This is a genomic window from Bordetella muralis (assembly GCF_965139205.1).
Taxonomy (GTDB): Bacteria; Pseudomonadota; Gammaproteobacteria; order Burkholderiales; family Burkholderiaceae_B; genus Bordetella_A; species Bordetella_A muralis.
Genome location: NZ_CBCSIU010000001.1, coordinates 652,351 through 677,971, shown reverse-complemented (window position 1 = coordinate 677,971; position 25,621 = coordinate 652,351). Strand labels below are relative to the sequence as shown.

The following is a 25,621-nucleotide window of genomic DNA, read 5'->3' as shown; positions in this document are numbered from 1 at the left end:
TGGTCTGTCGCCGGTCAGTCTATCGAGTGATACCTCGTATAATTTGCGAGGCCCCGACAGCAGCGCGATTGCCTGCGTTGATACATCACAGAGCCTCGGGTCGGCTCTCCTTAATACCTGCCGGATACGTTTTGAATCTCCCTGAGCTGATCGCCCCTATTTCCGATGATATGAAGGCCGTCGACGCGGTTATCCGTGGACGCTTGGACTCGGAGGTCGTACTGATCCGGACGATTGCCGACTACATCATCGGCGCGGGCGGCAAACGCATGCGGCCGGCCATGGTGCTGATGATGGCGCGGGCGCTGGGTTATCAGGGTGACCATCACCATCTGTTGGCGGCCGTGGTCGAGTTCATTCACACGGCGACGTTATTGCACGACGATGTGGTCGATGAGTCTGATTTGCGCCGGGGCCGAGAGACGGCGAATGCCATGTTCGGCAATGCGGCCAGCGTTTTGGTGGGCGATTATCTGTACTCGCGCTCGTTCGAGATGATGGTCGAGGCGGGCTCGATGCGCATCATGCAGATATTGTCCGAGGCGACCACTGTGATCGCCGAGGGCGAGGTGTTGCAATTGCTCAACGTCCATGACCCCGATGTCTCGCAGGAGCGCTATTTGCAGGTCGTGCGTTACAAGACCGCAAAGCTGTTCGAGGCGGCTGCCCAAGTGGGCGCTGTGTTGGCAGGGGCGACGGCCGAACAGGAGGCCGCCGCGGCTGCCTACGGTCGCCATATCGGCACCGCGTTCCAATTGGTGGACGACGTGCTGGACTACAGCGGTGACGCACAGGCCCTGGGTAAAAACGTCGGAGACGACTTGCGCGAGGGCAAACCTACACTGCCGTTGATCTGGGTGATGGAGCAGGGCACGCCCGCGCAGCGCGAACTGATTCGTAACGCGATCCAGACGGGTGATGCGGACTTTGCGGCGGTGGCCGAGGCCATCCGGGCGACAGGCGCGCTGGAACAGGCACAGCAGGCCGCTTTGGCCGAGGCCGATATCGCCCGGCGGGCACTGGATATCCTGCCGATTTCCGTTTATCAGAAATCCCTGTTAGAATTCTGCGCTTTCGCGGTCAATCGAGATCGTTGAAGAAAACGCTGCATAAGCGAATCGGGGCGTAGCTCAGCCTGGTAGAGTACTGCGTTCGGGACGCAGGAGTCGGAGGTTCGAATCCTCTCGCCCCGACCACTGATTGGTGGTCGAATTTTTACAGGTGTGTCCGACACCTGTAGCAAGAGCCGGCACTGTGGATACAGTGTCCGGCTTTTTTTGTTTCGGGCTGCCCCAGCTCTGGAAAGATTTCTGAGCAGTGTGGCTGTCGCTTATGCTTTGATGAGGTCCGCAGCGACGGTTTGGATGATTCCTTGGGCCAAGCCTACCCCTGCTCCCAGCAAAAAGCATCCGGCCATGCCCGCAGACGTCCTGTCTTGCGCGTTAGGTCCTGGACCATCCCAGAGTGAATGCGTCGCAAATCTGCTGATGAGCATGGCGCTGGCGGCGCCCATTTTCGTTTCATGGCCAGGGCCGCCCCACCGTTGCAGTGTGCGTATGGCTGCCAGGTAGCCGATAACCGAATTGACGGTTCCAAACGCGCGTACGCTTGCGCCGACTGTGTCAAATCCGCCCGAAACAAGTTGAAGGTCTGAAGACGATAATTCACGCATGGTATTTTCAGTGAGCAGGGTATGGGTAGCGGTGGCTGACAAAACAGAAACGCCGGAGGTCAGTTTTGCCGCATGGCGTCAGAAATGGCGGTTTTGACGATGTCTTCGAATAAACCGACGCTTGCACCGCAAAGCAAGTTCGTTGCCAAGCCTGAACCCATGCGGTCGTCAACAGGGAGGCTTTGGTCGTCCCACATTGAATGACTGACGAAGCCACCGATAACGTTCGCGCCCGTGACTCCCTCTACGGTCCCAGAAACATTGAATCCCGCGACCCGCTTTATCTGTACGGCGAGCATATACCCCACTGTCGAAGTGACGGCTCCCAGCGCATGCATTGTCGCACTGTTGGGAACGAACCCGCCGCAAGCTGATTGAAGGTCCAAAGAGGACAATTCTTTCATGATGTTTTTTCGTGAAAAGGTTACCGTGCGATGACGGAGGCATATGAGGAGAAATCGATTCTTCTCAATGATGTTCAGGGGAATGGCGTGGATGAGCCCCTTCGGCAACGCCCATGCCAACGCCCCAGAGAAAACTGACAACCATTCCTATATATACGCGGTCCCTGTGGTGATAAACCGGATCATTCCATCGTGAAAGGGCTATGGTTCCGCCGCCAAACGCTGCGAGGGATGCGCCTGTCTGAGTTCTTCCGTCGACGAGGCCCAACGTCTGCATGACGTTTGTCGAAAAGTCATAGCCTGCCAGTGAACTGACCATATCTATAACGGATATGACGTTGTTGTCGAAGCGTATGCCGCCAGCGATGCATGGCAGCTCCGAGCATGACAGTTCGCGCATGGCATCCTTGTTTGTGATGGTAAATGTGCTGCGTAAATGAATGATGCAAGAAAGAAGAGACCAAGCTATCAAGGAACGCTCAACAGCTAGTCCAGCCGGCACAGTCGTAGCTATTGGAGGGAGGGGGCCGCTGGCCAAGATCTACTAATAGGGCAATGGTGGTGGCGATTTCCAACGTCACAATGGCCGCCTTTAATGTTCGGCGCATGAGCGGGTTTTCTATGTCTTCTATCGCCCCGAAGAAAGGCTCAACGAACTGAATGCTGTCGTAATCATATTGGTGGCGGGATTCGGCTGATCTCATCACAACGTTGTGCCCCCGCAGCGTACGCACAGCGAAAAGCCAAGCGTCGTCAGTGCGTCGCTCGCTGAATCCGCCTGAGATCCCTGCAAGGTCATGCCGCGATAGTGTTTGCATGGTGACAAGTGCGATGCCAAATAACGAACGGGTGAAATATCATGAGTCATGGACTGTCAATATGGATTGGGGGCAGCGTATCTAGTGCAACGGCGACGCGAAACTGCGCTGCGAGTAACTCGTAGTGCACGTCGATGGCGGCTTGTTGAACGCCGGCGAATTCGTCTTGAGCCTTGAGGAGCTCGACGGCGGTACCTACGCCTTGTCGATAGCGGATCTGAGCACTGCGGTAGGCTTGTTCTGCACTGGTTTCTGCGTCTTTGAGCAGGGCGGCTTTTTGGGCGGCGCTGGTCATGTGATTGAAATCCGTGAGGAGCTTCAGTTCTTCTTCGAGCCAGACGGCACGCTCGGTTTCGCGGGCTGCCCGGCTTCGAGCTCGAGCAGCATCGGTTGCGTAGCGGGTAGCGAGGCCGTCGAAAATGGGAATATGCACGGTAAGGCCGACGGACCAGCTGTTGACGTTTTCTCTGGCGACGGCGTTGGCTGGAGGGGTGATGCCGAGGTGGCGATCGGCTTGCAAGCTGATCTTGGGCAGGTGCTGGGCTGCAATGGCTTGGGTTTCTGCCTCGGAAGCCAGTGTATTGGCGCGTGCGGCAGCGAGTCGCGGATGATTGCGAATGGCGGAGGTGATGTGTTCGTTGACGGTGGAGCGAGTCACTGCGGGCGCTTCGGCGGCAATTGCTGTGGCCGCGTTATTCGTGGCAGCGAGACTGAGGTGAGTCTGGCTGGGTAGACCTATCGCGGTGATGAGAGCGATCTTGGTGATCTCGGCTGCCGTGGCTTTGGTCTCGCTGTCGACGAGGTGGCGTTGCCACGCGACTTTAGCGAGAAGCTCGTCGGCAATGGAGCCGACACCGCCCTCACGCAGGCGTTGCGTGGCATGGAAATTTTTCTCGGCGCGCGCGGCGGCTTCGCGGGCAGCCGTGGCGCTGGCTGTAGCGCTGCGGGCTTTGTAATAGCTGTCGGCAACGGTGATGGTCCGATCGCGATTGACGAGCACTTTGTTGTACAAGGCGGCACTCAGTTTGGCATGCGCATTGTCGTATTGCGCGCGGCGCTGTCCCGAGTCGAACAGCAGCCAGTTGAGTCCGAGACGGGCATTGCCGCTGTATGCATAGAGATCATAGTTGCGCACGGGGTGAGCAGGATACTTGACGTGTTTTCCGATACGGCTGGCGTCGGCATCGGCATTCAACGTGGGCAGATACTTGGCGCGCGCGGCATCCAGGTTGGCGACGTTCTCTTCGATTGCGATGGTGGCCTGGTGCACGTCGGGCGTTCTGCAAAGCGCAACTTGGACCGCGTCGCGCAGGCTCAGCCCCATCAATGTAGGAGGCATTTCACAGACGTCGGGAGCAAGGTTGAGCTCGAGCGGCGGCGGTAGATCGAGCGACCTCCCGGTTGCAGTGGCTGAGTCCGCCCCCATCATCAGGCCGGCAGCCAGAAGAAGTACATGCGACGCCTGCATCGTGCGCTTCAGGAGGCTAACCATGATGTGGCACGGACGGGATATGCTCATGGATTCTCCCGTGCCTGAGCACCAGCACGCGCTCTGCCGAGGCGATGGTCTGGGGCCTGTGGGCGACGACAATGCGGGTGATATTGAGCGTTTTCAGCATATGAACGACGCGTGCTTCGACCGCGAGATCGAGATGGCATGTGGCCTCATCCAGAATGAGAATCTTGGGACGATGGTAAAGAGCACGCGCAATCAATAGCCGCTGTTTCTGGCCGCCGGAAAGCACCGTTCCCATGTCACCCACCAGCGTGTGATAACCCATGGGCAGTGCAGCAATTTCGTCATGGATGGCAGCATGTCTGCAACAGGTTTCAATCCAATCACGATCTACGTTTTGGTCAAAGAAGCTGACGTTGTCAGCAATGGAACCCGCAAACAAAACATCGTCCTGAAGTACTGAGGCCGAGATCGATCGTATGCCGCGTGCCCCTAGCACGGGATAGGGAATGCCGCCGATCGTCGCTTCGCCTTGCGTGGGTTGCAGAATGCCCAGCATGAGCTTCAGCAACGTTGATTTTCCAGCACCCGTGGTACCGACGATGGCGACCGACTGCCCTTCTGCGATCTCGAATGAGGCCTGATCCAGCACCATGGGATCCGCGTCGCCATAGCGGAAACTGACATTGGAGAATGCCAACGTGCCAGAGATCCGGTCTACGGGACGTTGTGAATCGCGCCCGGGGGCTTCGGGAGAGGTGAGTACGATGTCGGATAGCCGTTCGCCCTGAATGCGCAACATGCGTAATTCGAATAGGTTGTCGATCAACGCACCCACTCGTTGGTTGAATTGCGACTTATAGGCGAGAAAGGCCATCAGCATACCCACACTGAAGCCACAGGAGATAACGAGGTGAGCGCCTGCCCATAGGATGATCAGCCCTTCGAGGCCGAAGATGACAGCGTTGAATTGTTCGAAGACGAGCTTGAGTTTTTGGATCTTGATGCCGGCATTGAATTGATCTACGAGCAAGGTTTGCCAGGCGGCGCAGCGATCCTGGGTTTTTTGAAAGACCTGTAAAGTGCGTATACCGCGCAGCGTTTCGAGAAAGTGAGATTGCGTTTGTGCGCCCTTGATGATGGCATCGTGCGAACGCGCTTTTAGCGGCGGATACGACACGACCCGAATGATGCCGTACAGTACCATCGCCACGATCGCAATGAGGGACAGCTGCCAGCTGTAAAGCCACATCAGTATCAAGGTGATGATCGTCATCAGCCCATCGAGTATGCCCGCGATCAAGGAGGCATTGAGCGTCTGCTGGATGGTGTCTATCGAGCCAAATCGAGACACGATATCGCCGATATGGCGCCGCTCAAAGAACGCGGTAGGCAGTTTGACCAAATGCGCAAACAGATTGCTCTTGCTCTGAAATGACAGGCTGGTGCTCAATTGCATGCCGACGTAAGCGCGCAACGTGGAAACGGCTGTTTGCATGATCAGCAGCAAGGCAAACCCGATCAGCAGTGTTGTCAAAAGATCCGTGTCGGCGGAAACAATGACATCGTCTATCACCCATTGTGTGAGCACAGGTGTTGCCAGCGATAGCATTTCCAGCACTAACGCCAGGATGATGATTTGGAGCAGCGCGCGCTTGAGCCCAAAGACGGTCCCTACCAGTTTGCGCAACGGCAGGGGGGGCTGAGGTGGCGATATCTGAAAATTTTGCGCAGGCCAGAGCTCAAGTGCGACACCCGTAAAGGCCTCGTTGAGTTCAGTATGGGAGATCTTTCGCCGCCCCGTAGAGGGGTCATGAATGACCGCAGTCCGACCGTTTGTCGAGCAAAGCACGACAAAGTGATTGAATCGCCAATGCAGAATGCAAGGCGTGCGCAGCTTCGCCAAGTCGTTGAGTTCGAGGGTGACGGCACGGTACTGCAGGCCCAGCTGCTCGCACATATTGGTGACCTGCAGGAGGGTCACGCCCTTTAGTGAGATCGGGAATCGCTGCCGTAGTTGATGAACAGTGAGCGGTTGGCCGTAGTAGCTTGCTACCATGGCAATGCAGGCGTTGGCGCATTCTGCGGCTTCGGCTTGCAGGATGACAGGCACCGTGGAACGTCCTGACATCAGACGTTTGAGGTCTGCCAGTGTGAACGCACTCATTACGATACCTTTCCGGTGATGCTGTACAGCGGCTCTAGGACCCATTCGTAGATGGCGCGAGTTTCACGCAAGATGTCGACTTCCAGCGCCATGCCCGTGGCTAACGGTCGTGCATCGCCATAAGCGAGGATGTGTTGCGCATCCAGGCGGAGCGCGGCGCGGTAGTACAAGTCTTGTGCCGTGTTTTGATCCAGGCCAGGAATGGCGCCGGAGATGTTCACGATTTCTGCTGCAGGCACGGCGGCGGTTGAAATAGAGATGACTTTGGCGCCGTGCATGCCGAATTTCTGATAGGGATAGGATGCATAGCGAATCAGCGCCCGATCGCCCACACGTGTGAAACCGATGTCTTTGTTTTTGATATAGATGTCCGCAATCAACTCGGTGTGCTGGGGAACCAGACTGAGTAGGGCCTTGTTCGGTTCGGCGTGCTGTCCGATCTCGGCAAGGAGACTGCTGACCTGGCCGGTTTCAGGGGCGAGTATGACGAGATGGCGTTTGGCTTCGCTTTCGGCGAGGTCTTGCGTGATGGCGAGAATCTCGCGTTCGATTTGCGTGGCGGCTGCCTGTTGTCTTAACGGCAGCGTGCGTTGTTCGCTTTCGTGTCTGGTCAGTTCTTTGACGGTTTCCGCGCGTTGTTGGGTCAGATCGGCAAGCCTGGTCTGTTGTTCTAGGTAGATGGCTTGTTTTTCCTGGAGTTGATCACGCGAGACGTAGCTTTCGGACGACAGCATTTCGTATCGATGCGAGCTGTCTTGCGCGAGGGCCACGCGCTTGCGTTGCAGCCAGATCTGTTTGTCGATGCGATCCAGCGTTTGCGAGAGCGTGGCGATGGTGTGAGCCAGCGTAGCGGATTCCTCTCGGTGGATGGTGTCGAGCTTGTCCCGCTCGTGTTGCAGGAGATCGAGGCGGCGCTGCATGCGGCTGCTGATGGTTTCCTGCGTGGCGGTGCCGGTTTGGGTGTAGCGTTCGCTGGAGATGGTAAGTAATTGGTCGCCCTTGTGGACCACCGCGCCTTCGGCGACGTGCTTGGCGATGATGACCCCCGTCTGGGGAGCGTAGACTTTGACCAAGCCGTTAGCGGGGATGAGCTGTCCGTAGACTTTGACACGTTTGGTATAGGAACCAAAGCAGAAGAACAGCACCAGGCTCAAGCCGAATATCGCAAATAGGCCGACCAATAGCGAAGTAGATAGCGGCCGCAAGGCAATGACGGTTCCCAGCGGATGCGATGTGGTGGCGTCGAGCGCGGCTTTGCGAAACATGGCGATAAAGAGTTGATGACGTTGATCGGGGTGGCGCTGTCAGAGACTGCAGGAGTCTCATCCGCATGGAGCGGGCGACGTGCGCCGCGCAGCCGTACGCCGCGCACGACATCGAAGCGTGTGCATGCGTCAACAGAAAGCGCGGGAAATTGAGCCGACACGCATCCTGCAGGCCATTCTAGAGAGACGGCTGCAGGACGAAATGACAATGAGAAGTTTGAGCAGCGATATCAGACGATTCCGATAAGGAAATCGTCATGATGGCGTGTGCGATGGCACGACAGTGCGAGACATAAGAATCTCGACACTGTCGTTGCAAAGAACGCTACGGCAAGTAGCAGTTGGGAAGGCTCAGGCTTCAGTGGGAACGCAATAGCGTTCTTCGCGGTAGGCCCAGCTGGGCCAGAGGGCGTGCGCCAGGGCTTCTTCGGCGAGTGCGGCGTTGGTGTCCGTCGGGGTAAAGGTCTCTGGCACGCCATAGCGGAATTGCACAGGGGCCTTGCCCGGCAGGAGCACCAGCAGATCGTCGCCCTTTAGATAACCGTAGTGGTTTTCATATTGCATGATGGCGCGATTCGGCGCGCTGCGCGTCAGGTCATGGCCGAGCATCGGGTGCGTGCAGGCGACGCCAGCGAGTGACAGCAGCGTGGGCGGCAGATCGATCTGGCTGATGATGCCCTCGTCGCGCCGCGCCTCGATGCCACCTCCCAGAATGACGGCGGGGATATGAAAGTGGCGTACGGGCACCAGGGTGTCACCAAACACGCGCGAGTCGTGATCGGCGACCACCAGGAAAATAGTGTTGTCCCAGTAGGGGGCTTGGCGTGCGCGTTCGAAGAACTGTCCTATCGCCCAATCCGCGTAGCGCACGGTGTTTTCAACGGTGGCAGGGTTGCCATCGACTGTGATGCGCCCGGCAGGATATTCCCATGGGGAGTGGTTGGATACGCTGAATGCCAGCGTGAACGACGGCTGGTTATTGTCGGTGTCGGCGCGTAGTCGCGCATCTAACTGGGTGAACATGTCTTCGTCTGATGCTCCCCATGTGCCGACGAATGCGGGGTTCTTGAAGTCAGGGAGGTCAATGATTTCGTCAAAGCCATTTCCCAGGAAAAAGCCCTTCATGTTGTCGAAGTGCGACTCGCCGCCGTAGATGAAACGAGAGTGATAGCCGTGGCGGCCCAGCACGTCGGCCAAGGTAAAGAATCCGCGTTGCGCGGCCGGCAGTTTCAGGACGGCCTGCGCCGGGGTGGGAAGAAAGCCCGCCGTGACAGCCTCGAGGCCGCGTACTGATCGCGTGCCGGTGGCATAGGTGCGCGTGAAGGCCCAGCCTTCGCGTGCCAGCGCGTCCAGATGCGGTGTGAGATCTTTGTCGCCGCCCAATGCAGCGCTGTACTGGGCTCCCAGGCTTTCTTCGAGAATGATGACGATATTGGCAGGACGGGCGCGTGTGTGTGTAGGGGTTTGCAGGTGTACGCTGGGGTGCGTTTGCAGCGCCGGGGGATGGGGCAGCCCTGCGCTGGATAGGACAATTTCTTGCATGCGCTCGCCCGGCATTCGTCCGTAGACGGCCGCCGCGGATTTTTCGTGTTTCATGCTGTAGATGGCATAGAGCACGTTATAGAGCGAGTTCAAAGCCAGCGTATTGAGCAGGCCGTCGTTGCTGTACGCCACGGTCGAAGGATTGATCGGCCGGTGTCCCAGGGTGCCTCGTATGGCGAGAATGACGGCAGCGAGGATGACCAGGCTGCCCAGCGCCATTTGCCACCAGGACCAGCGGGCTTCGACTTGAGGATCGCCGAACAGGGCATGGCCAATGGCCAGTAGCACGATGACTGCGACCAATGCGCCTGCCAGCTCCAGTTTGTAGCCGCGCCACAGCATGCCGGAGACCTCTCGCGGATGCTTCAGGTATTCCACGAAAAGGCGATTGGGGCGCGTGTCGTATTCCATGATGAAGGCCGGCGTGGCGACCTCCAGAAAGCCCAGCAGGATCCAGCATACCTGGAGCCAGATCCCCGTTGCGGTCGCAGCGGCCGGCAAGTGGGCGAATAACGGCGAAAGCACCGCAGGCAGCGCGACCAGGACGGCGATCTGATTCGTGTCGATGCGTAGCCCGCCCAGTAGCAAGGGGCGCAAGCCGCCGGCCTTGGTGACGCGGCGCCATTGCCAGGCAGCCAACGCCAACCGGCTGACAACGAGCAGCACGAAGGCGGCGATGATGAATAGAAGAGTGGAATGTCGCATGAGAGATTCCGCTGCCTGCGGCACTGATAGTCAGGCGCCGCAGGCGTGCGGCAAGGGTATCAGGAGCTCGTACCGGCGGGTAGATTGGCGCGGACCAGGCGGCCGGCAATGGATTCGCGCATAGGAATATCGGGCAGCGTGTCGCCAGGGCCGTACCAATGAGCCTCCGCGATTTCGTCTTCTTGTACTCGGATCTCGCCCTCTACATATTCGGCGGTGAAGGCAATCATCAGGGAATGGGGGAAGGGCCAAGATTGGCTGCCGAAGTAGCGCAGGTCGGTCACTCGAAGGCCGACCTCTTCGTAGACTTCACGATGGATGGCGTCCTCGATGCTTTCTCCTGCCTCGACAAAGCCTGCCAATGCGGTGTGGCGCGCCGTCGCATAGGTCGCGTGGCGTGCCAGCAGGATGCTGTCGCCCTTGCGCACCAGCACCATCATGGCGGGGGAAATGCGAGGATACGCAGACATCCCACAAGAAGGGCAGCGCATGCAGAGCTCGTGCCCGACCGGCTGCATCGGGGTTGCGCAGACACCGCAATACCGGTGGGTGCGCGCCCATTCTGCAATCTGGAAGGCGCGGCCGGCCAGTGCGGTGCGATCGCCCAATTCGCTGAATAGCGCACGCAGCTTGAGGAAAGCGTAGCCAGCAGGCGGCTCGGTCGTCAGCGGGACGTGGGTGGTGCGGATGTGCGGGTTGTCCAGCCACACTTGCTGCAAGCGTTCGGGTTGCAGGCTGAGTGCAGCGCAGACCGCGGCATCAGGGAGTTCAAGGCCGGTCTCTTGGACTAAAAGTTCGTTGCCTCGGAAAATGAAATTCAAGATGCTTCCTTGACGCCCACAGGCGATTTTGCAGCCGCTACTGTACTGCGGGAATGGGTCCCAAGGAAGCGCCGGGCCGCCCCAAGGTTCCTTGGCCCCTGGGGGAGGGGTGAGCGACGCCCTGGCCTGCTCGGCGTTCAGGCGGCATTTCCTCGCTGAGTCAGGCGGGCGATCGCGATGTCCAGTGGCCAGGCCAGGGTTTCGACCAAGTCCGCGACGGCTTCGATGTCATCCAGCGCGACGTGTGGCAAGGGATGTTCGCTCGAGTCCGTATCGCTGGCGATGGCGCCGATACTTGGGTCGTCAGGGTAGAGCCAGGGCTTGTTGTTCAACCGGCGGTGGACTTCGATCTTGATGTGTGCGTTGCGCTTGAATCCCTCGACGAGAATGAAGTCGACGGCACTCATGGCGCTGAGCAACTCCCCCAACTCGGGTTCGGGTGCACCACGCAGCTCATGCATCAGCGCCCAGCGGGCGGACGAGGCGACCAGGACTTCCGTTGCACCGGATGCGCGGTGCAGAAACGAGTCCTTGCCAGGGGTGTCGATGTCGAACGCGTGGTGGGCATGTTTGACCGTAGAGACGCTATGGCCCCGGGCTTTCAAGCAGGGGATCAGTTTGGTCAGTAACGAGGTCTTGCCCGCACCGCTCCATCCGGCAAAACCGATAATTCTTGTCATTTGGGGATTCGTCACAGGGAATCAGGTCTGGAAACGGCTTAAATCAGGCCGTCAAAGGGCAGCACGTCGACGAGATCGCCGGCAGCGACGTTGCCTTGGTCGTGGTGCAATACCATCAGACCGTTGGCCTCGCTCATACTGCGCAAAATGCCCGAGCCTTGGGAACCGGTGACGCTGGCTTGCCACCCGCCGCCCGCCGCCGGGGTCACGATGGCGCGTTGATATTCCGTGCGGCCCGGTTTTTTCCGAATGGGTTGTGCGGCCGTGCAGCGCAGCAAGGGGAGCGTATTCGATGTGGCGCCCGACATGGTCAACAACGCATCACGCACCAGGGCGTAGAACGTCACCATGACGGCAACCGGATTCCCCGGCAAACCAAACAGAATGGCGTCGCCGTGGTCGGCGCGGATACGGCCGATGGCCATGGGCCGGCCCGGACGCATGGCGATCCGCCAGAACAGCACATCGCCCAGTTCGGCCATGACGGTCTTGGTGTGGTCGGCTTCGCCGACGCTGACGCCGCCCGAGGTGATGACGGCATCCGCGTTGGCGGCCGCGGCGCTGAAGGCGGCCGCGAGCGCCCGCGGGTCATCGCGTACGACGCCCAGATCCAGGATCTCGACGCCTAGCCGCTGCAACATGCTCCACAAGGTATAGCGGTTGCTGTCGTATACGCAGCCTTCGTCCAGCGTTTCGCCAATAGAGCGTAATTCGTTGCCGGTAGAGAAAAAGGCGACGCGCAGCCGTCTTTGTACCGGGACTTCAGCTTGGCCCAATGAGGCCAGCAGGCCAATGTCGGCGGGACGTAGTACGCGGCCGGCCGTCAGCGCGCTGTCGCCGATGGCCAGGTCTTCGCCGGCCAAGCGCCGGTTGTCTCCAGCGCGCAAGACATTTGCGGGAACGATGATCCGATCGCCATCCTGCTTGACGAATTCCTGAGGGACGACGGTGTCCAGACCGGCGGGCATGACGGCGCCGGTCATGATGCGTACGCACTGGCCTGCGCCGACGGAGCGGCCGGAGGGGTCTCCTGCCAGCAGGGCGCCGGTCACTTGCAACACCGTGTCAGTATCGTCTGTCAACTCGCTGCCGGCGAATGCGTAGCCATCCATGGCCGAATTGTCGTGCGCCGGAACATTCAGATGCGACACGATATCGCGTGCCAGCACGCGTCCCAGCGCCGAACGCAACGGCAGCATTTCCACCGTGTTCAGGCGCGGCACCAGTTGGTCAATAAAGGCGCGGGCCTGCGGAATCGGCAGGGCATTGGGGTCGTAGCCGCTGATACAGGAAACGATGGAGGCCAGACTGGGGGGCAGGGGACGAGTCATCAGGACAGTTGTTGCAATTCGGCCAGAGTGTTGGCACCGGCAAAGGCCTGCGCATCTTCGAAGGTTACGTCGATGCAGCGGTGTTGAGCCGTCCAGACGTCGATTTTGCGCTGGCCGCTATGTAAAAACTCCAGCAAACTGGATAGCAGCGACGTTTTCATCAGGCAGAAAACGGGCTGGGTACGTAACTTGCCATCTTGTTGCGTGGCGGCCATGGCGATGTCGGCGTCTTGTTCGGTGAGCGCTTGGGCCAGACGTTGCACCAGATCGAGCGGAAACCGGGGACAGTCGCACGGCACCGTGACCAGGTAAGAGGTTTCGCAGCGCTCCAGTCCGGCAGCCAATCCCGCCAGGGGGCCGGCAAAGTCCGGCAGGTTGTCTGGCCAGACGGCGACCCCCATGGCCTCGTAGGCGCCCAGATTGCGGTTGGCGTTGATCATGGTGTCGCCGACCTGAGGTGCGAGACGCATCAACGCATGCAAGGCCATGGGCATGCCTTGGTAGTTCTGCAGTCCTTTGTCTACGCCGCCCATGCGGCTGCCCCTTCCACCCGCGAGGATGAGGCCCGTAATATCGTTAGTATGGATCATGGCACGCGATAAAACGCGCCGCGCATAGCGCCGCGCAATGGCGGCCAGTATAGACCAGCCTCATTGCGCGGGCCGAACAGGCGCTAGACCCAACTGCCGCTCTGCTAACATGCCCGAAGGTAGCCGCCTAGCCGCTTTGGCGCGAAATCGCTCCCGCCGGGGGCAGCAAACCAAAGGCGCGGCCTTCGTCGTCTTTATTAACGACTCCTTTCTCTTTCGCTGATTTCAGAGACAGACCCTTCATGGTCACTTCCGATACTTTGCTTCAGGCCCTGCAGGCCGTCATTGATCCCAACACGGGCAAGCCCTTGGCCGACGCCAAGGCGGTGAAAAACCTTCAGATTGATGGCGCCGATGTGGCGTTCGATGTGGAACTGGGTTATCCGGCCAAGAGCCAGGTCCCGGCGTTACGCAGCGCATTGATTGCGGCAGCGAAATCGCTGCCGGGTGTGGGCAATGTGTCCATCAATCTGCGTTCAGTGATTGTGGCGCATGCAGCACAGCGCGGGGTGGCATTGCTGCCCAACATCAAAAACGTCATTGCGGTGGCGTCAGGCAAAGGCGGCGTGGGCAAGAGCACCACGGCCGTGAATCTGGCGCTGGCGCTGGCGGCCGAAGGCGCCCGGGTCGGGATTCTGGATGCGGATATCTATGGCCCCAGCCAATCCATGATGATGGGCATCAACGCGCGCCCGCAGAGCGAAGACGGCAACACGATGGAGCCCCTGGAAAACTACGGGGTGCAGGTGATGTCTATCGGCTTTTTGGTCGATGCCGACGAGGCCATGATCTGGCGTGGCCCGATGGCGGTGCAGGCATTGGAGCAATTATTGCGCCAGACAAACTGGAAAGATCTGGATTATCTGGTGGTGGACATGCCACCGGGCACGGGTGACATTCACCTGTCGCTGAGCCAGAAAGTCCCGGTGACCGGTGCTGTCATCGTCACGACGCCTCAGGACATTGCCTTGCTGGATGCGCGCAAGGGCGTCAAAATGTTCGAAAAGGTCGGGGTGCCGATCCTGGGCGTGATCGAAAACATGGCGGTTCACGTCTGTAGCCAGTGCGGCCATGCCGAACATATTTTCGGGTCGGGTGGAGGCCAGAAGATGGCGGCCGATTATCAGTTACCGTATTTGGGCGCCTTGCCCTTGGACATCAATATCCGTCTGCAGGCCGACGGGGGCCAGCCTTCTGTGATCGCGGATCCGGATGGCGAGGTCGCGGGTTTGTACAAGTCCGTTGCGCGCCACGTGGCGGTGTCGGTGGCTGGCATGGCCAAAGACCATTCTTCGAAGCTGTCGGCGATTTCGGTCAGTCGAGCGAAGTAGGTAAAGCGTCATGAGCGATTCCTTGCCTCTCAGTCTGGATGTAGCGGTGGTGATGCGCAAGGAGCGCATCATCGGCCCCATGAGCCGCTGGCAGGAATGGCGCTGGGTGCTGGATGATGTGGTCGTCAACGAAACGGCATTCGGGCCGACGGCACGTCTTTTATATAAGGACGATACCCAAGAGCGCTGGCTGCACCCCGGATATACGGTGCGCTTGTTCAAAGACGACGCCGAAGGCTATGTGTTGAACGCAACGACGGCGGCGCCATGCTGGTTTGTGCTGTGGCGTATGCATGACGCCGAAGATGGCGGCGAGCCCCAGGCCCGGCCCGAAATTGTGACGCTGAGCTACCACGATGCGGGCCGCTGGCTGGATGCTCAGGAAACGGTGGAGCAGGTGCCCGCGCCGCCGTCGGTGGTGCAATGGATGAATGCCTTTATTGCCGCGCATTATGTGCCCGAACCTAAACGGCGCAAGCGTCCGGCTAGTTTCCAATCACTGCAGGACCGTTTTGGTAACCCTGCTTCGGTGTCGACGCTAAAGAAGTTCCGCGGTGAGGGTTCGTCATGACGACGGACGATCGAAGCGGTTTTCTGCATCGCTGGTCCAGACGCAAGATCGAGGCCCGCGAGGGAGGAACCCCGGACGAGGACCCCCAGCAGCACGCGCCTGCGGCGCAAGCTGCTGAGGGTGAGGTTGCGGCAAAGGATCCCGCTAGCGGCGAATTTTCGCAGCGGACATCTGCGGCCTCGCCTGCAGAGGCCGTGTCGGAAACGGGCAACCGTGACGCCGGGAGCGAGGAGCCGCCGTTGACGCTGCAGGACGTGCAGGCACTGACCCGGGATTCGGATTTTGCACCATTCATGACGCGGCAGGTCGCGCCTGAGGTCAAAAACGCCGCTTTGAAAAAACTGTTTTCCGATCCTCATTACAACGTGATGGACGGCCTGGACATCTATATCGATGACTATTCGAACCTGGAGCCGTTGCCGGCGCCCATGTTGCGGCGCTTGGTGAGTGCGCAGGCGCTGAAGATGTTTGAAGCCGCCGTGGAGGATAGCGAAAGCCCCATCGCCGAGGGCGGGGAGGCAGACCCGAATGCGGCGGACAGTGAGCCCAGGCACGCAACGGGTCAGGCCGAGACGGAGGATGAGCGCGAGGCAGAGCGTGGAGAGGTGGCATCTGAAGCAGACCCAGCAGCACAGGCAACGGCCGAATCAATTCGAGCCGTCAAATCATCGACGTCATGACATGAATGCGTCTCGGTTCTTTTTCCGCATCGCGTCAGCGTAAACTCCTGTCGTTGGACCTTTTATTTTCTTGCGCTCATGACGACTTTAATCTGTGACTGCAACCGCACTATGCCGCTGGCTCCCGACGAGTTGAGCCGCGCGTTGGGCGAGCCTTTGGCTCCCCATTCGTTGCTGTGCCGCAGTCAAGCGGGCGATTTCCAGCAAGCGATCCGCGGCTCGGATCAGGTCGTGGTGGCCTGTACGCAGGAAACACGGCTGTTTGGCGAACTCGGGCGTCGCACCGAAGGCGCGATCGCGCCGGTGCGCTTTGTGAATATTCGTGAGACAGGTGGTTGGAGCCGGGATGCCAGTCAGGCCATGCCTAAATTGGCCGCTTTGCTCGCCGCGGCACATCTGCCTGAACCGGATCCGGTGGCGACGGTAACGTATCGCAGCGCGGGTCGCTTGTTGATCATAGGGCCGCTGGACCGTGCCGAGCAGGCGGCGGCGCTGCTGGACGATGTGCTGGAAGTCACCTTGTTTGCGGATGGCCACGGCCATGCAGGCGGTACGCAGGCACGTCAATACCCTGTGCTCGCGGGCAAGCTCGATCGTTTGCAGGGCAGGTTGGGGGCGTTTGAGCTGTCCTGGTCACAGCACAATCCGATTGATCTGGATCTGTGCACGCGCTGCAATGCGTGTGTGGCGGCCTGTCCCGAAGGGGCGATCGGCCTGGATTACCAGGTGGATCTGACACGTTGCACCGGGCATCGAAGCTGTACGGCGTCCTGTACGGTGGCGGGCGCGATTGATTTCCAGCGTCCGCCCAGGCAACTGACGGAAACCTTCGATCTGGTGCTGGATCTCGGAACGACGCCGCAGTATCACCGTCATGAGCCGCCACAGGGGTACTTCACCTGGCCCGACAATGCGCCGGGGACATTGCTGAAACTGCGCGAGATGGTGGGCGAGTTCGAAAAGCCAAAATTTTTCGACTACAAACAATCTCTGTGCGCGCATAGCCGTAACGAAACGGTAGGCTGCCGGGCGTGTGTGGATGTTTGCTCCGCAGAGGCGATCAGCAGCGACAAGCATCACCAACGGATCGTGGTAGATCCGCATTTATGCGTAGGATGTGGCGCCTGTACGACCGCGTGCCCGAGCGGAGCGCTGTCCTACACGTATCCGCGCAATCCCCATCAAGGACTGAAACTGCGCACGCTCTTGGGGACGTATGCCCAGGCTGGTGGACGCCATGCCGTACTGCTGTTGCATAGTCAGCAAGCCGGCCAGCAACTGGTCGAGGCGCTGGGCCGCGCGGCGCAGTTGAGGCAGGCGCAGGGCGTGCCTGCCAATGTGATTCCGGTTTCGCTGTGGCATACCGCTGGCGTGGGAGCGGACCTCTGGTTGTCGGCTGTTGCGTTTGGCGCGACCCAGGTGGCGGTATTGCTGACAGGCGAAGAGGCGCCGCAGTATCAAGCGGCCCTGAAGGCCCAGATGGATATCGCGCAGCGCATCCTGAATGGCTTGGGTTATGCGGGACAGCATTTGCATTTGCTGCAGGCGACAGACGTCGGGGCGCTGGACGGCGCTCTGCAGGAAGTGGCGAGCCGGCGGCCCACCGCGCCTGCCGAACCCGCCCGTTTTGCAGTGGCACCGGAAAAAAGGACGACGCTCAGTCTCGCGCTGGATCATTTGGTGGCCTTGGCTCCCGAGCCTTTACCCGAGGCGATCGATTTGCCGGGTGGAGTACCGGGCAGCGGGTCGCCGTTCGGTGCGATCACGGTCAGCGCCGATGCCTGTACGCTGTGCATGAGTTGTGTGAGCGCCTGCCCGGCCAACGCACTAAAAGACAACTCGCAGCTCCCGCAGCTGCGTTTCATCGAAAAAAATTGCGTACAGTGCGGCCTGTGCGAGCAGACCTGCCCCGAAGACGCGATTCAGCTGGTCCCACGGCTATTGCTGTCCGAGCGCCGCAAGGAGGCCGTGGTTCTGCATGAGGCCCAGCCATTCCATTGCGTTCGGTGCAACAAGGCCTTTGGTACGCAAAAGGGCGTGGAAACCATGTTGCAGCGTCTGGGCGGACACGCGATGTTCCAGGGTGCGGCGCTTGAGCGCTTGAAAATGTGCGGCGACTGCCGTGTTATCGATATGTATTCGTCTCCCAACGAGATCCGCATTACTGATCTATGACGATTATTCCTCCTACCGCCACCGAACTTGCCAGCCATGACGAAGACTTTGCGCGGGCAGAGATCTATAGCCTGCTGGCGCATTTGTTCTATGCGCCGCCTGCGCCAGAGCTACTGGCACAGTTGCGGGAGGCCGATGACGACGATTCGGATAGCGTGCTGGCGCCTTCGTGGAACGCCTTGCTCGCTTGCGCGCGCGAGCTGGACGTGACCGCCATACAGGCCGAGCACGATACGTTGTTCGGGGGGGTCGGCAAGCCGGACGTTTATTTGTTCGGATCGCATTACCTCGCGGGTTTCCTCAATGAGAAGCCTTTGGTCCGCTTGCGCGATGACCTGGCTGCGTTGGGGCTCACGCGTGATCCTGCCATGCCGGAAACCGAAGATCACATCGCCTATTTGTGCGAAGTCATGCGTTTCCTGATCACGGGCGCGAATGCGGACACGTCGAATCTGGCTCGGCAGCGGGATTTTTTTTCGGCGCACATCCGCCCGTGGGCAGACGATTTGTGCGCTGCAATCATGCAGCAACCGGCTGCACGATTTTATGCGCGCTTGGCTGAATTTTTCCGGGATTTCAACAACATAGAAGCACAGGGCTTCGACATGTTGCCTTAGCTTGGGCGAATTGCGGTCGGGAAGGCAGCTTTGACGTTGCGTGACCAATAGCCATACTCATGAAAGGGAATTGGCCCTTTGTCTGTTATCGCGGTACAGTATGCAAAGAGTTTCATATCTAGTAGCCCCGGAGGGGATCGACATGTCACAAAAGAATCCTCGACTTTCGCGCAGGATGTTCTTGGCCGGTGCAGCCACAGCGGGAGCTGCGGCTGCTGGTGCGGCCGTACTGCCTGAAAACCGCCAGACTGCTCAGACCCAGGCGGACGCCAAGCCGGCGCCCAAGAATGGGGGCGGCTACCACGTGAGCGAACACGTCAAGCGCTATTACAAGACCACCCTCGTGTGACGGAGTCCGGCATGTTGCTGACTAAGAAAACCGCTGCCGCGCGCGATAGCGCGGCGGAATCCAATTTTGTGCAAAGCCTGCGTCGGGGCCTGTCTCAGGCTTTGCCTACCATGGATCGCCGCACGTTTCTGCGTCGTTCAGGTATAGGCGTCGGCGCCGGGTTGGCCGCTGCGCCCCTGGCGCTGGTGAGGCAAGCGGATGCCGCCGAAACCAAAGAGGTCTTGACCGGCAAAACCAAAACGTCCGTGCGCCGTACGGTCTGTTCGCACTGTTCGGTCGGCTGTGCGGTCGACGCCGTTGTGGAAAACGGCGTCTGGGTGCGGCAAGAGCCCGTGTTCGATTCGCCCATCAATTTGGGGGCGCACTGTGCAAAAGGCGCCGCCCTGCGCGAGCACGGCCATGGCGAGCACCGTCTGCGTTATCCGATGAAGCTGGTCAACGGCAAGTACCAGCGCATCAGCTGGGACACGGCGCTGACCGAAATCTCCGAGCAGCTACTGAAGCTGCGCAAGGACAGCGGGCCGGATTCCATCTACTGGATCGGCTCGTCCAAGCATAACAACGAGCAATCGTATTTGTTGCGCAAGTTTGTCAGCTATTTTGGCAGCAACAATTGCGATCACCAGGCGCGTATCTGCCATTCCACGACGGTTGCCGGTGTGGCCAATACGTGGGGCTACGGCGCCATGACCAACTCGTACAACGACATGCAGAATGCCAAGGTCGCTTTGTACATTGGGTCGAATGCGGCCGAAGCGCACCCCGTATCGATGCTGCACATGCTGCACGCGAAAGAAACCGGTTGCAAAATGATTGTGGTGGATCCGCGTTTTACACGGACTGCCGCCAAGGCCGATCAACACATTCGCATCCGGTCGGGTACGGACGTGGCGTTTTTGTTCGGCCTGCTGTATCACATCTTCAAGAATGGCTGGGAAGACCAGGCCTACATCGATGCGCGTGTCTACGGCATGGATCAGGTCAAAGCCGATGTGTTGGCAAAATGGACACCGGACAAGGTTCAGGATGTATGCGGTGTCGACGAAGCCACGATGTATGGCGTGGCCAAGCTGATGCACGAGAACCGGCCCGGCACGTTGGTGTGGTGTATGGGGCAGACTCAGCACTCCATCGGTAACGCCATGGTGCGCGCGTCCTGTATTGTTCAGTTGGCGTTGGGAAATATCGGCAGATCGGGTGGCGGAGCCAACATTTTCCGCGGCCACGATAACGTGCAAGGCGCCACGGATGTGGGCCCCAACCCGGATTCACTGCCGGGATACTACGGCTTGACCGAAGGCTCGTGGAAACACTTCGCCAACGCATGGGGTGTAGATTACGAGTGGATCAAGAGCCGGTACGCCTCGCCCGAGTTGATGACCAAACCGGGCATCACGGTGTCGCGTTGGATCGACGGCGTGCTGGAGAATCCCGAGGTACTGGATCAACCCACAAATCTCAAGGCCGTCATCTATTGGGGCCACGCTCCCAACTCGCAGACGCGTGGGCTGGAAATGAAGCGGGCCATGGACAAGCTCGATCTGCTGGTCGTCGTGGATCCTTATCCGTCGGCGACAGCGGCCATGGCGGCCATGCCTGGCAAACCCGAAGAGCTCAATCCGAATCGCGCGGTTTATTTGTTGCCGGCTGCGACGCAGTTCGAGACCAGCGGTTCCTGTACGGCCTCGAACCGCTCACTGCAATGGCGCGAAAAGGTCATTGAGCCGCTGTGGGAAAGCCGCAGCGATCACATGATCATGTATCAGCTCGCCGAAAAGCTGGGTTTTGGCAAAGAGTTCGTCAAGAACTACGCGCTGCAAAAAGTCAAAGGCATGGACGAGCCGGTGATCGAGGACGTCCTGCGCGAGATCAATCGCTGTTGCTGGACAATCGGGTACACCGGCCAGAGTCCCGAGCGCTTGAAAGCGCATATGCGCAATATGCACGTGTTCGATGTGAAGACGCTGCGTGCCAAAGGCGGCAAGGACGCCGAAACGGGCTATGACCTGACGGGCGATTATTTTGGCCTGCCGTGGCCCTGTTGGGGCACCCCCGAGATGAAGCACCCGGGGACCGCGAACCTGTACGACACCAGCCTGAACGTGATGCAGGGCGGCGGGAATTTCCGTGCGAATTTCGGTGTCGAGCGTGATGGCGTCAGCCTGTTGGCCGAAGACGGCTCGCATTCGAAAGACGCAGATCTGACGACAGGTTATCCCGAGTTCGATCATGTGCTGCTCAAGAAACTGGGTTGGTGGAGCGAGCTGACCGATGCGGAAAAGACCGCGGCCGAAGGTAAAAACTGGAAAACAGACCCTTCTGGCGGGATCATCCGTGTGGTGATGAAGAACCATAGCTGCTATCCGTTTGGCAACGCCAAGGCCCGTGCCGTGGTGTGGAATTTCCCGGATCCTGTCCCGCAGCATCGCGAGCCTATCTATGGCACGCGCCCGGATCTGGTCGCGAAATATCCCTCGCACAACGACCTGAAGACATTCTGGCGCGTGCCGACGTTGTACACGTCGCTGCAGCAAAAGAACGTCGCGGACAAGCTGTACGAAAAATTCCCGATTATTTTGACCTCGGGCCGCTTGGTCGAGTACGAGGGCGGGGGCGAAGAGACGCGTTCCAACCCCTGGCTGGCTGAGTTGCAGCAGGAAGCTTTCGTCGAAATCAATCCAAAAGCGGCCGCCGATCGCGGCATTCAGAATGGCGATCGGGTATGGGTGCATACCCCCACGGGTGCGCGCCTGAACGTCCAGGCGTTGGTCACACCGCGGGTGGGTCCCGACACGGCGTTTATGCCATTTCACTTTTCGGGTCATTGGCAAGGGCAGGACATGTTGGCCAGCTATCCGGAAGGCGCAGCGCCGATTGTGCGCGGCGAAGCCGTCAACACGGGCACCACGTACGGATATGACTCCGTCACGATGATGCAGGAAACCAAAACCACGATCTGCAATATCGCAAAGGCTTGAGGAGAGCGTTATGGCGAGAATGAAATTCGTCTGTGATGCAGAGCGTTGTATCGAATGCAATAGCTGCGTCACGGCCTGTAAGAACGAACACGAAATCCCGTGGGGCGTTAACCGCCGCCGCGTGGTGACCTTGAACGATGGCGTGCCCGGTGAGAAGTCCATCTCGGTTGCCTGTATGCACTGCAGTGATGCGCCGTGCATGGCGGTCTGTCCGGTGAATTGCTTTTATCGCACCGAAGAAGGTGTGGTCTTGCATAACAAGGACACCTGTATCGGTTGCGGTTATTGCTCGTATGCCTGTCCGTTCGGCGCGCCGCAATTCCCGTCCGAAGGGGCCTTTGGCGTGCGTGGCAAGATGGACAAGTGCACGTTCTGCGCGGGCGGACCCGAAGAGCACGGCAGTGCCGCCGAGTTCGAAAAGTATGGCCGCAACCGTCTGGCCGAGGGCAAACTGCCCGCGTGCGCCGAGATGTGTTCCACCAAGGCCCTGTTGGGCGGCGACGGCAACGTGGTGGCGGATATTTTCCGCACGCGCGTGTTGCATCGTGGCAAGGGCGCCGAGGTCTGGGGCTGGGGGACGGCCTATGGCTCGCAACAGGCTGGTCAACCGCCTGCACAATCGCAGCCGGCCACGGACACAAAGGGTAAATCATGAGCGCACGTTTTGCCTTGGCCGTGATGGGTATCCTGATGCTGGCGGCCTGTACAGAGACGCCGCAGGAAATGCATTCCAATGGTTATCATGGCGTCCCCGAGTATGAGGGCACCGGCAGTAATTTTGTGGCGCCGGGCTGGACGCAAGGTGACAAGACCAGTTGGACCAGCGAGATGACCGCACGAACCCAGCGCGGACAGAACGAGTACAACAAACTTAACTGACCGGAGATCGCCATGTTACGGTCATTTTCCCAAGGTAAGAAACGCCTCCTGGGGGCTTGGGGAGCGCTGTGCGCGGCGATGCTGACGACAGTCGTATTGCTTGCACCTGCGGCAGCTCAGCAAGCCGCCCCGGCCGGCGGCGGGCTGGGTGGTATCCAGAGCGCCAATATTTTTGAGGTCAAGCCCGATGCCAATGAGCAGCCGGGCTATGCCGAGCAAACCAATGCCGAGCGCGCCAAAGTACAACCTGGCAATAACGCGCCCATGTGGCGCCAGGTCAATTCCGGCGAGCCTGGATACAGCAGTTTGCCGCATAGCCAGGCGCCCGAAGCCGGCGTGCTGATTCAGCGTTTTGTGCAGTATCCAGGGTCGCAATACACCACGGCTGGCGAGGCCTGGCGTCAGGTGCGGAACAACTGGCTGATCCCCTATGGCGGCGCATTGTTGCTGATTGCATTTGTGGCGATCGCGCTGTTCTATCTGGCCAAAGGGCCGATCAAGGTCCACGGCGCGGAAACGGGCCGCAAGATCGAGCGTTTCACGTATTTCGAGCGCGCCGCACATTGGGTTAATGCGACCGCGTTTGTCATCCTGGCCTTGTCCGGCATCGTGATGGCGTTTGGCAAGTTCTTCATGTTGCCGTGGATGGGAGCTGCCATCTTTGGCAAGCTGACCTGGTTCTTGAAAACCGCGCACAATTTCGTCGGCCCCGTGTTTGCCGTGTCTCTGATCGTCGTGTTGCTGACCTTTGCCAAGGACAACCTCTGGCGCCGTTACGACTGGACGTGGCTGCGCAAGGGCGGCGGTTTATTGCGGCCTCAGCATGTATCGTCGGGACGTTTTAACGCCGGTGAAAAGCTCATGTTCTGGGGCGGCATGCTGTTCCTGGGCATGGTGGTGGTGGTGTCTGGCCTGTTTCTGGATCATGTCGTGCCCGGGCTGGCGTATACGCGTGGCAATATGCAGATTGCCCATATGATTCACGGGGTGTCGGTTATCCTCATGATGTGCATGCTGTTGGGGCACATCTATCTGGGTACGATCGGTATGAAAGGCGCATATAAGGCCATGAAGACCGGGTACGTCGACGAAACGTGGGCGCGTGAACACCATGACCTCTGGTACGACGATATCAAGGCAGGCAAGATCCCGGCGCAGCGCACCGCCGATCGGGCGTCGAAAGGACGCAGCCACGCCATGGTACGGCCGACGTCTGGGTCACATTGAACAAGCGAGAGCTTGCGCAGAAAAGTTTTGCGCAAGCCGGTCCGAGCCATGCGTGACATGGAAAGAGAGGACGGATGAAGACGAGATTCGCAGTATGGTCATTGGTGCTGGGGGCGTTGAGTACTCAAGCCGCATGGGCGGCAATGAGTGCCCAAGACGAGGCCAAGGCCGCTGAAGCCAAAGCCAAGGCCGCCTGGAGCACCAAGGTGGCCGCCTATCAATTGTGTGCGGCGCAGGACAAGGTCGCAGAGCAATATCGTGCGCGCATGAAGGCGGCCGGCAAAGACGCGCCCGAGCCTGTGGCCACACCTGCCTGTTCAGATCCGGGGCCGTTTGCGTATGTACCTGCGCAACCGCCGCAGGCCCGAGAAGGCTCCGGGGCGCACTCGCCCGCAGAAACGGCATCGCAGCCTCCCAGTTCCGCCCAGCCCGACAATGCCGGCAAGCCGCTAGCTAAGTGAGCGTAGCACCGTTGTTGCCCCGACTGACTCAGGCAAGTGCGCCGTTGACCCGTGAGGTAACGGTCGTAAACGAGTTTGGCGCTGCCGAGACGGTGTCCATTCCGGCAGAGCGGCCTTTGACGATTTATGTCGATCGGCGCGAGATTGTGACCCTGATGACGCTGGGCGCCATGCCCGAGCTATTGGTGCTGGGGTACTTGCGTAATCAACGCTTGATCCGCGAGGCCAGCGACGTACTGTCCATCATGGTCGATTGGGAAGTCAATGCCGCGGCGGTTGAAACGCGCCACGGCATTACGGATATCGATGCCCGGACTGCGCAGCGTGTGGTGACGACCGGCTGCGGGCAGGGCAGTGTATTCGGCGGCCTGATGGAGGAGTTGGATCACATCCAATTGGCCGAGCATGCGCAGGTGACACAGACCGAGTTATATGGCCTGCTCAATGCCATTCGTCTGCAGGAAACAACCTATAAATCGGCAGGCTCAGTGCATGGCTGCGCATTGTTTCGTGGCGCCGAGATGCTGATGTTTGTCGAGGACGTGGGACGTCATAACGCCATCGATACCTTGGCCGGCTGGATGTGGATGCAGCCCCCGTCCGAGCAGCGGGGCGACGACAAGATCTTTTACACGACGGGGCGGTTGACCAGTGAAATGATCATGAAATCCGCGCAGATGGGCGTGCCAGTCGTGGTGTCGCGCAGCGGTATGACCCAGATGGGATACGAAATCGCGCGGGATCTGGGATTGTGCGCCATTGGCCGCGCCATCAATCGGCGTTTTGTTTGTTATACCGCGCCTGAACGTTTGGTGTTGCAGCCGGAACTGGCGGCGTCGCGTACGGCTAGCGATAGCCTGAGCGCTGCAGGCCGATCCTGATTGCCAGCGCGACGCTTTTGT

At 59.5% G+C, this 25,621-nt stretch carries 23 protein-coding genes and 1 tRNA gene; 14 read left to right on the top strand and 10 right to left on the bottom strand.

All coding sequences use genetic code 11. The annotated features are described in order from the left end of the window. Positions 1 to 131 precede the first annotated feature (131 nt). On the top strand, positions 132 to 1,097 hold the full coding sequence (gene ispB, locus ACNA0I_RS03115) for an octaprenyl diphosphate synthase (protein ID WP_415804586.1): 966 nt from the start codon (positions 132 to 134) through the stop codon (positions 1,095 to 1,097). Positions 1,098 to 1,119: 22 nt separating this feature from the next. Beyond that, positions 1,120 to 1,196: transfer RNA gene (locus ACNA0I_RS03110), tRNA-Pro, on the top strand. 535 nt (positions 1,197 to 1,731) lie between these two features. Here ACNA0I_RS03110 and ACNA0I_RS03105 read toward each other — a convergent pair. From ACNA0I_RS03105 to mobA, 10 genes are all read right to left on the bottom strand, one after another. Next, a complete protein-coding gene (locus tag ACNA0I_RS03105; protein ID WP_415804585.1) occupies positions 1,732 to 2,076 on the bottom strand; it encodes a hypothetical protein in 345 nt (114 codons plus the stop codon). A 64-nt stretch (positions 2,077 to 2,140) separates the two neighbouring features. Further along, entirely contained in the window at positions 2,141 to 2,548 is a 408-nt protein-coding gene (locus ACNA0I_RS03100; RefSeq protein WP_415804584.1) for a hypothetical protein, read from the bottom strand. 392 nt (positions 2,549 to 2,940) lie between these two features. After that, the gene (locus ACNA0I_RS03095) at positions 2,941 to 4,413 is read right to left on the bottom strand and encodes a TolC family protein (RefSeq protein WP_415804583.1); all 1,473 of its coding nucleotides are present in this window, start codon (positions 4,411 to 4,413) and stop codon (positions 2,941 to 2,943) included. After that, positions 4,379 to 6,517, bottom strand: coding sequence for a peptidase domain-containing ABC transporter (locus ACNA0I_RS03090; RefSeq protein WP_415804582.1), 2,139 nt, complete (start codon positions 6,515 to 6,517; stop codon positions 4,379 to 4,381). The genes ACNA0I_RS03095 and ACNA0I_RS03090 overlap by 35 nt, the downstream gene beginning before the upstream one ends. Next, entirely contained in the window at positions 6,517 to 7,782 is a 1,266-nt protein-coding gene (locus tag ACNA0I_RS03085; protein WP_415804581.1) for an HlyD family secretion protein, read from the bottom strand. Before ACNA0I_RS03085 ends, ACNA0I_RS03090 begins: the two co-directional genes overlap by 1 nt. Positions 7,783 to 8,133: 351 nt before the next feature. Beyond that, on the bottom strand, positions 8,134 to 10,029 hold the full coding sequence (locus tag ACNA0I_RS03080) for an LTA synthase family protein (protein WP_415804580.1): 1,896 nt from the start codon (positions 10,027 to 10,029) through the stop codon (positions 8,134 to 8,136). 59 nt (positions 10,030 to 10,088) lie between these two features. After that, on the bottom strand, positions 10,089 to 10,850 hold the full coding sequence (gene nudC / locus ACNA0I_RS03075) for an NAD(+) diphosphatase (protein ID WP_415804579.1): 762 nt from the start codon (positions 10,848 to 10,850) through the stop codon (positions 10,089 to 10,091). Between the two features lie 137 nt (positions 10,851 to 10,987). Next, complete coding sequence (mobB, locus tag ACNA0I_RS03070; RefSeq protein ID WP_415804578.1) at positions 10,988 to 11,530, bottom strand: molybdopterin-guanine dinucleotide biosynthesis protein B; 543 nt, start codon at positions 11,528 to 11,530, stop codon at positions 10,988 to 10,990. Positions 11,531 to 11,568: 38 nt separating this feature from the next. Continuing rightward, on the bottom strand, positions 11,569 to 12,861 hold the full coding sequence (gene moeA, locus ACNA0I_RS03065) for a molybdopterin molybdotransferase MoeA (RefSeq protein WP_415804577.1): 1,293 nt from the start codon (positions 12,859 to 12,861) through the stop codon (positions 11,569 to 11,571). Next, entirely contained in the window at positions 12,861 to 13,451 is a 591-nt protein-coding gene (mobA, locus tag ACNA0I_RS03060; RefSeq protein WP_415804576.1) for a molybdenum cofactor guanylyltransferase MobA, read from the bottom strand. Before mobA ends, moeA begins: the two co-directional genes overlap by 1 nt. 242 nt (positions 13,452 to 13,693) lie before the next feature. Here mobA and apbC point away from each other — a divergent pair, with 242 nt between their 5' ends. From apbC to ACNA0I_RS03000, 12 genes are all read left to right on the top strand, one after another. After that, complete coding sequence (gene apbC / locus ACNA0I_RS03055) at positions 13,694 to 14,782, top strand: iron-sulfur cluster carrier protein ApbC (RefSeq protein ID WP_415804575.1); 1,089 nt, start codon at positions 13,694 to 13,696, stop codon at positions 14,780 to 14,782. Between the two features lie 10 nt (positions 14,783 to 14,792). Further along, entirely contained in the window at positions 14,793 to 15,353 is a 561-nt protein-coding gene (locus ACNA0I_RS03050) for a DUF3305 domain-containing protein (protein WP_415804574.1), read from the top strand. Then, positions 15,350 to 16,033 carry a DUF3306 domain-containing protein gene (locus tag ACNA0I_RS03045; RefSeq protein WP_415804573.1) on the top strand — a complete coding sequence of 228 codons (684 nt, stop codon included), beginning with the start codon at positions 15,350 to 15,352 and terminating at the stop codon, positions 16,031 to 16,033. The genes ACNA0I_RS03050 and ACNA0I_RS03045 overlap by 4 nt, the downstream gene beginning before the upstream one ends. A 78-nt stretch (positions 16,034 to 16,111) precedes the next feature. Next, entirely contained in the window at positions 16,112 to 18,208 is a 2,097-nt protein-coding gene (locus tag ACNA0I_RS03040; protein WP_415804572.1) for a 4Fe-4S binding protein, read from the top strand. Beyond that, complete coding sequence (locus ACNA0I_RS03035) at positions 18,205 to 18,825, top strand: TorD/DmsD family molecular chaperone (RefSeq protein ID WP_415804571.1); 621 nt, start codon at positions 18,205 to 18,207, stop codon at positions 18,823 to 18,825. Before ACNA0I_RS03040 ends, ACNA0I_RS03035 begins: the two co-directional genes overlap by 4 nt. Positions 18,826 to 18,967: 142 nt before the next feature. Further along, the gene (locus ACNA0I_RS03030) at positions 18,968 to 19,174 is read left to right on the top strand and encodes a twin-arginine translocation signal domain-containing protein (RefSeq protein WP_415804570.1); all 207 of its coding nucleotides are present in this window, start codon (positions 18,968 to 18,970) and stop codon (positions 19,172 to 19,174) included. A gap of 11 nt (positions 19,175 to 19,185) precedes the next feature. Then, positions 19,186 to 22,152: a formate dehydrogenase subunit alpha gene (locus tag ACNA0I_RS03025; protein ID WP_415804569.1), complete on the top strand. Its 2,967-nt coding sequence runs from the start codon at positions 19,186 to 19,188 to the stop codon at positions 22,150 to 22,152. Between the two features lie 10 nt (positions 22,153 to 22,162). After that, the gene (fdh3B, locus tag ACNA0I_RS03020) at positions 22,163 to 22,807 is read left to right on the top strand and encodes a formate dehydrogenase FDH3 subunit beta (protein ID WP_094819611.1); all 645 of its coding nucleotides are present in this window, start codon (positions 22,163 to 22,165) and stop codon (positions 22,805 to 22,807) included. Continuing rightward, positions 22,804 to 23,031, top strand: coding sequence for a hypothetical protein (locus ACNA0I_RS03015; RefSeq protein ID WP_415804568.1), 228 nt, complete (start codon positions 22,804 to 22,806; stop codon positions 23,029 to 23,031). Before fdh3B ends, ACNA0I_RS03015 begins: the two co-directional genes overlap by 4 nt. Before the next feature lie 12 nt (positions 23,032 to 23,043). Next, positions 23,044 to 24,258 carry a formate dehydrogenase subunit gamma gene (locus tag ACNA0I_RS03010; protein ID WP_415804567.1) on the top strand — a complete coding sequence of 405 codons (1,215 nt, stop codon included), beginning with the start codon at positions 23,044 to 23,046 and terminating at the stop codon, positions 24,256 to 24,258. A 74-nt stretch (positions 24,259 to 24,332) separates the two neighbouring features. Beyond that, the gene (locus tag ACNA0I_RS03005; RefSeq protein ID WP_415804566.1) at positions 24,333 to 24,719 is read left to right on the top strand and encodes a hypothetical protein; all 387 of its coding nucleotides are present in this window, start codon (positions 24,333 to 24,335) and stop codon (positions 24,717 to 24,719) included. Next, a complete protein-coding gene (locus tag ACNA0I_RS03000) occupies positions 24,716 to 25,600 on the top strand; it encodes a formate dehydrogenase accessory sulfurtransferase FdhD (protein ID WP_415804565.1) in 885 nt (294 codons plus the stop codon). Before ACNA0I_RS03005 ends, ACNA0I_RS03000 begins: the two co-directional genes overlap by 4 nt. The last annotated feature ends 21 nt before the right edge of the window (positions 25,601 to 25,621 follow it).

Bases quoted from the DNA above. Each gene is read 5' to 3' on its own strand.
- ACNA0I_RS03105 (WP_415804585.1), bottom strand. From the start codon at position 2,076: ATGAAAGAATTGTCCTCTTTGGACCTTCAATCAGCTTGCGGCGGGTTC.
- ACNA0I_RS03095 (WP_415804583.1), bottom strand. From the start codon at position 4,413: ATGAGCATATCCCGTCCGTGCCACATCATGGTTAGCCTCCTGAAGCGC.
- ACNA0I_RS03090 (WP_415804582.1), bottom strand. From the start codon at position 6,517: ATGAGTGCGTTCACACTGGCAGACCTCAAACGTCTGATGTCAGGACGT.
- ACNA0I_RS03085 (WP_415804581.1), bottom strand. From the start codon at position 7,782: ATGTTTCGCAAAGCCGCGCTCGACGCCACCACATCGCATCCGCTGGGA.
- ACNA0I_RS03080 (WP_415804580.1), bottom strand. From the start codon at position 10,029: ATGCGACATTCCACTCTTCTATTCATCATCGCCGCCTTCGTGCTGCTC.
- mobB (WP_415804578.1), bottom strand. From the start codon at position 11,530: ATGACAAGAATTATCGGTTTTGCCGGATGGAGCGGTGCGGGCAAGACC.
- moeA (WP_415804577.1), bottom strand. From the start codon at position 12,861: ATGACTCGTCCCCTGCCCCCCAGTCTGGCCTCCATCGTTTCCTGTATC.
- mobA (WP_415804576.1), bottom strand. From the start codon at position 13,451: ATGATCCATACTAACGATATTACGGGCCTCATCCTCGCGGGTGGAAGG.
- apbC (WP_415804575.1), top strand. From the start codon at position 13,694: ATGGTCACTTCCGATACTTTGCTTCAGGCCCTGCAGGCCGTCATTGAT.
- ACNA0I_RS03050 (WP_415804574.1), top strand. From the start codon at position 14,793: ATGAGCGATTCCTTGCCTCTCAGTCTGGATGTAGCGGTGGTGATGCGC.
- ACNA0I_RS03045 (WP_415804573.1), top strand. From the start codon at position 15,350: ATGACGACGGACGATCGAAGCGGTTTTCTGCATCGCTGGTCCAGACGC.
- ACNA0I_RS03040 (WP_415804572.1), top strand. From the start codon at position 16,112: ATGACGACTTTAATCTGTGACTGCAACCGCACTATGCCGCTGGCTCCC.
- ACNA0I_RS03035 (WP_415804571.1), top strand. From the start codon at position 18,205: ATGACGATTATTCCTCCTACCGCCACCGAACTTGCCAGCCATGACGAA.
- ACNA0I_RS03030 (WP_415804570.1), top strand. From the start codon at position 18,968: ATGTCACAAAAGAATCCTCGACTTTCGCGCAGGATGTTCTTGGCCGGT.
- ACNA0I_RS03025 (WP_415804569.1), top strand. From the start codon at position 19,186: ATGTTGCTGACTAAGAAAACCGCTGCCGCGCGCGATAGCGCGGCGGAA.
- fdh3B (WP_094819611.1), top strand. From the start codon at position 22,163: ATGGCGAGAATGAAATTCGTCTGTGATGCAGAGCGTTGTATCGAATGC.
- ACNA0I_RS03015 (WP_415804568.1), top strand. From the start codon at position 22,804: ATGAGCGCACGTTTTGCCTTGGCCGTGATGGGTATCCTGATGCTGGCG.
- ACNA0I_RS03010 (WP_415804567.1), top strand. From the start codon at position 23,044: ATGTTACGGTCATTTTCCCAAGGTAAGAAACGCCTCCTGGGGGCTTGG.
- ACNA0I_RS03005 (WP_415804566.1), top strand. From the start codon at position 24,333: ATGAAGACGAGATTCGCAGTATGGTCATTGGTGCTGGGGGCGTTGAGT.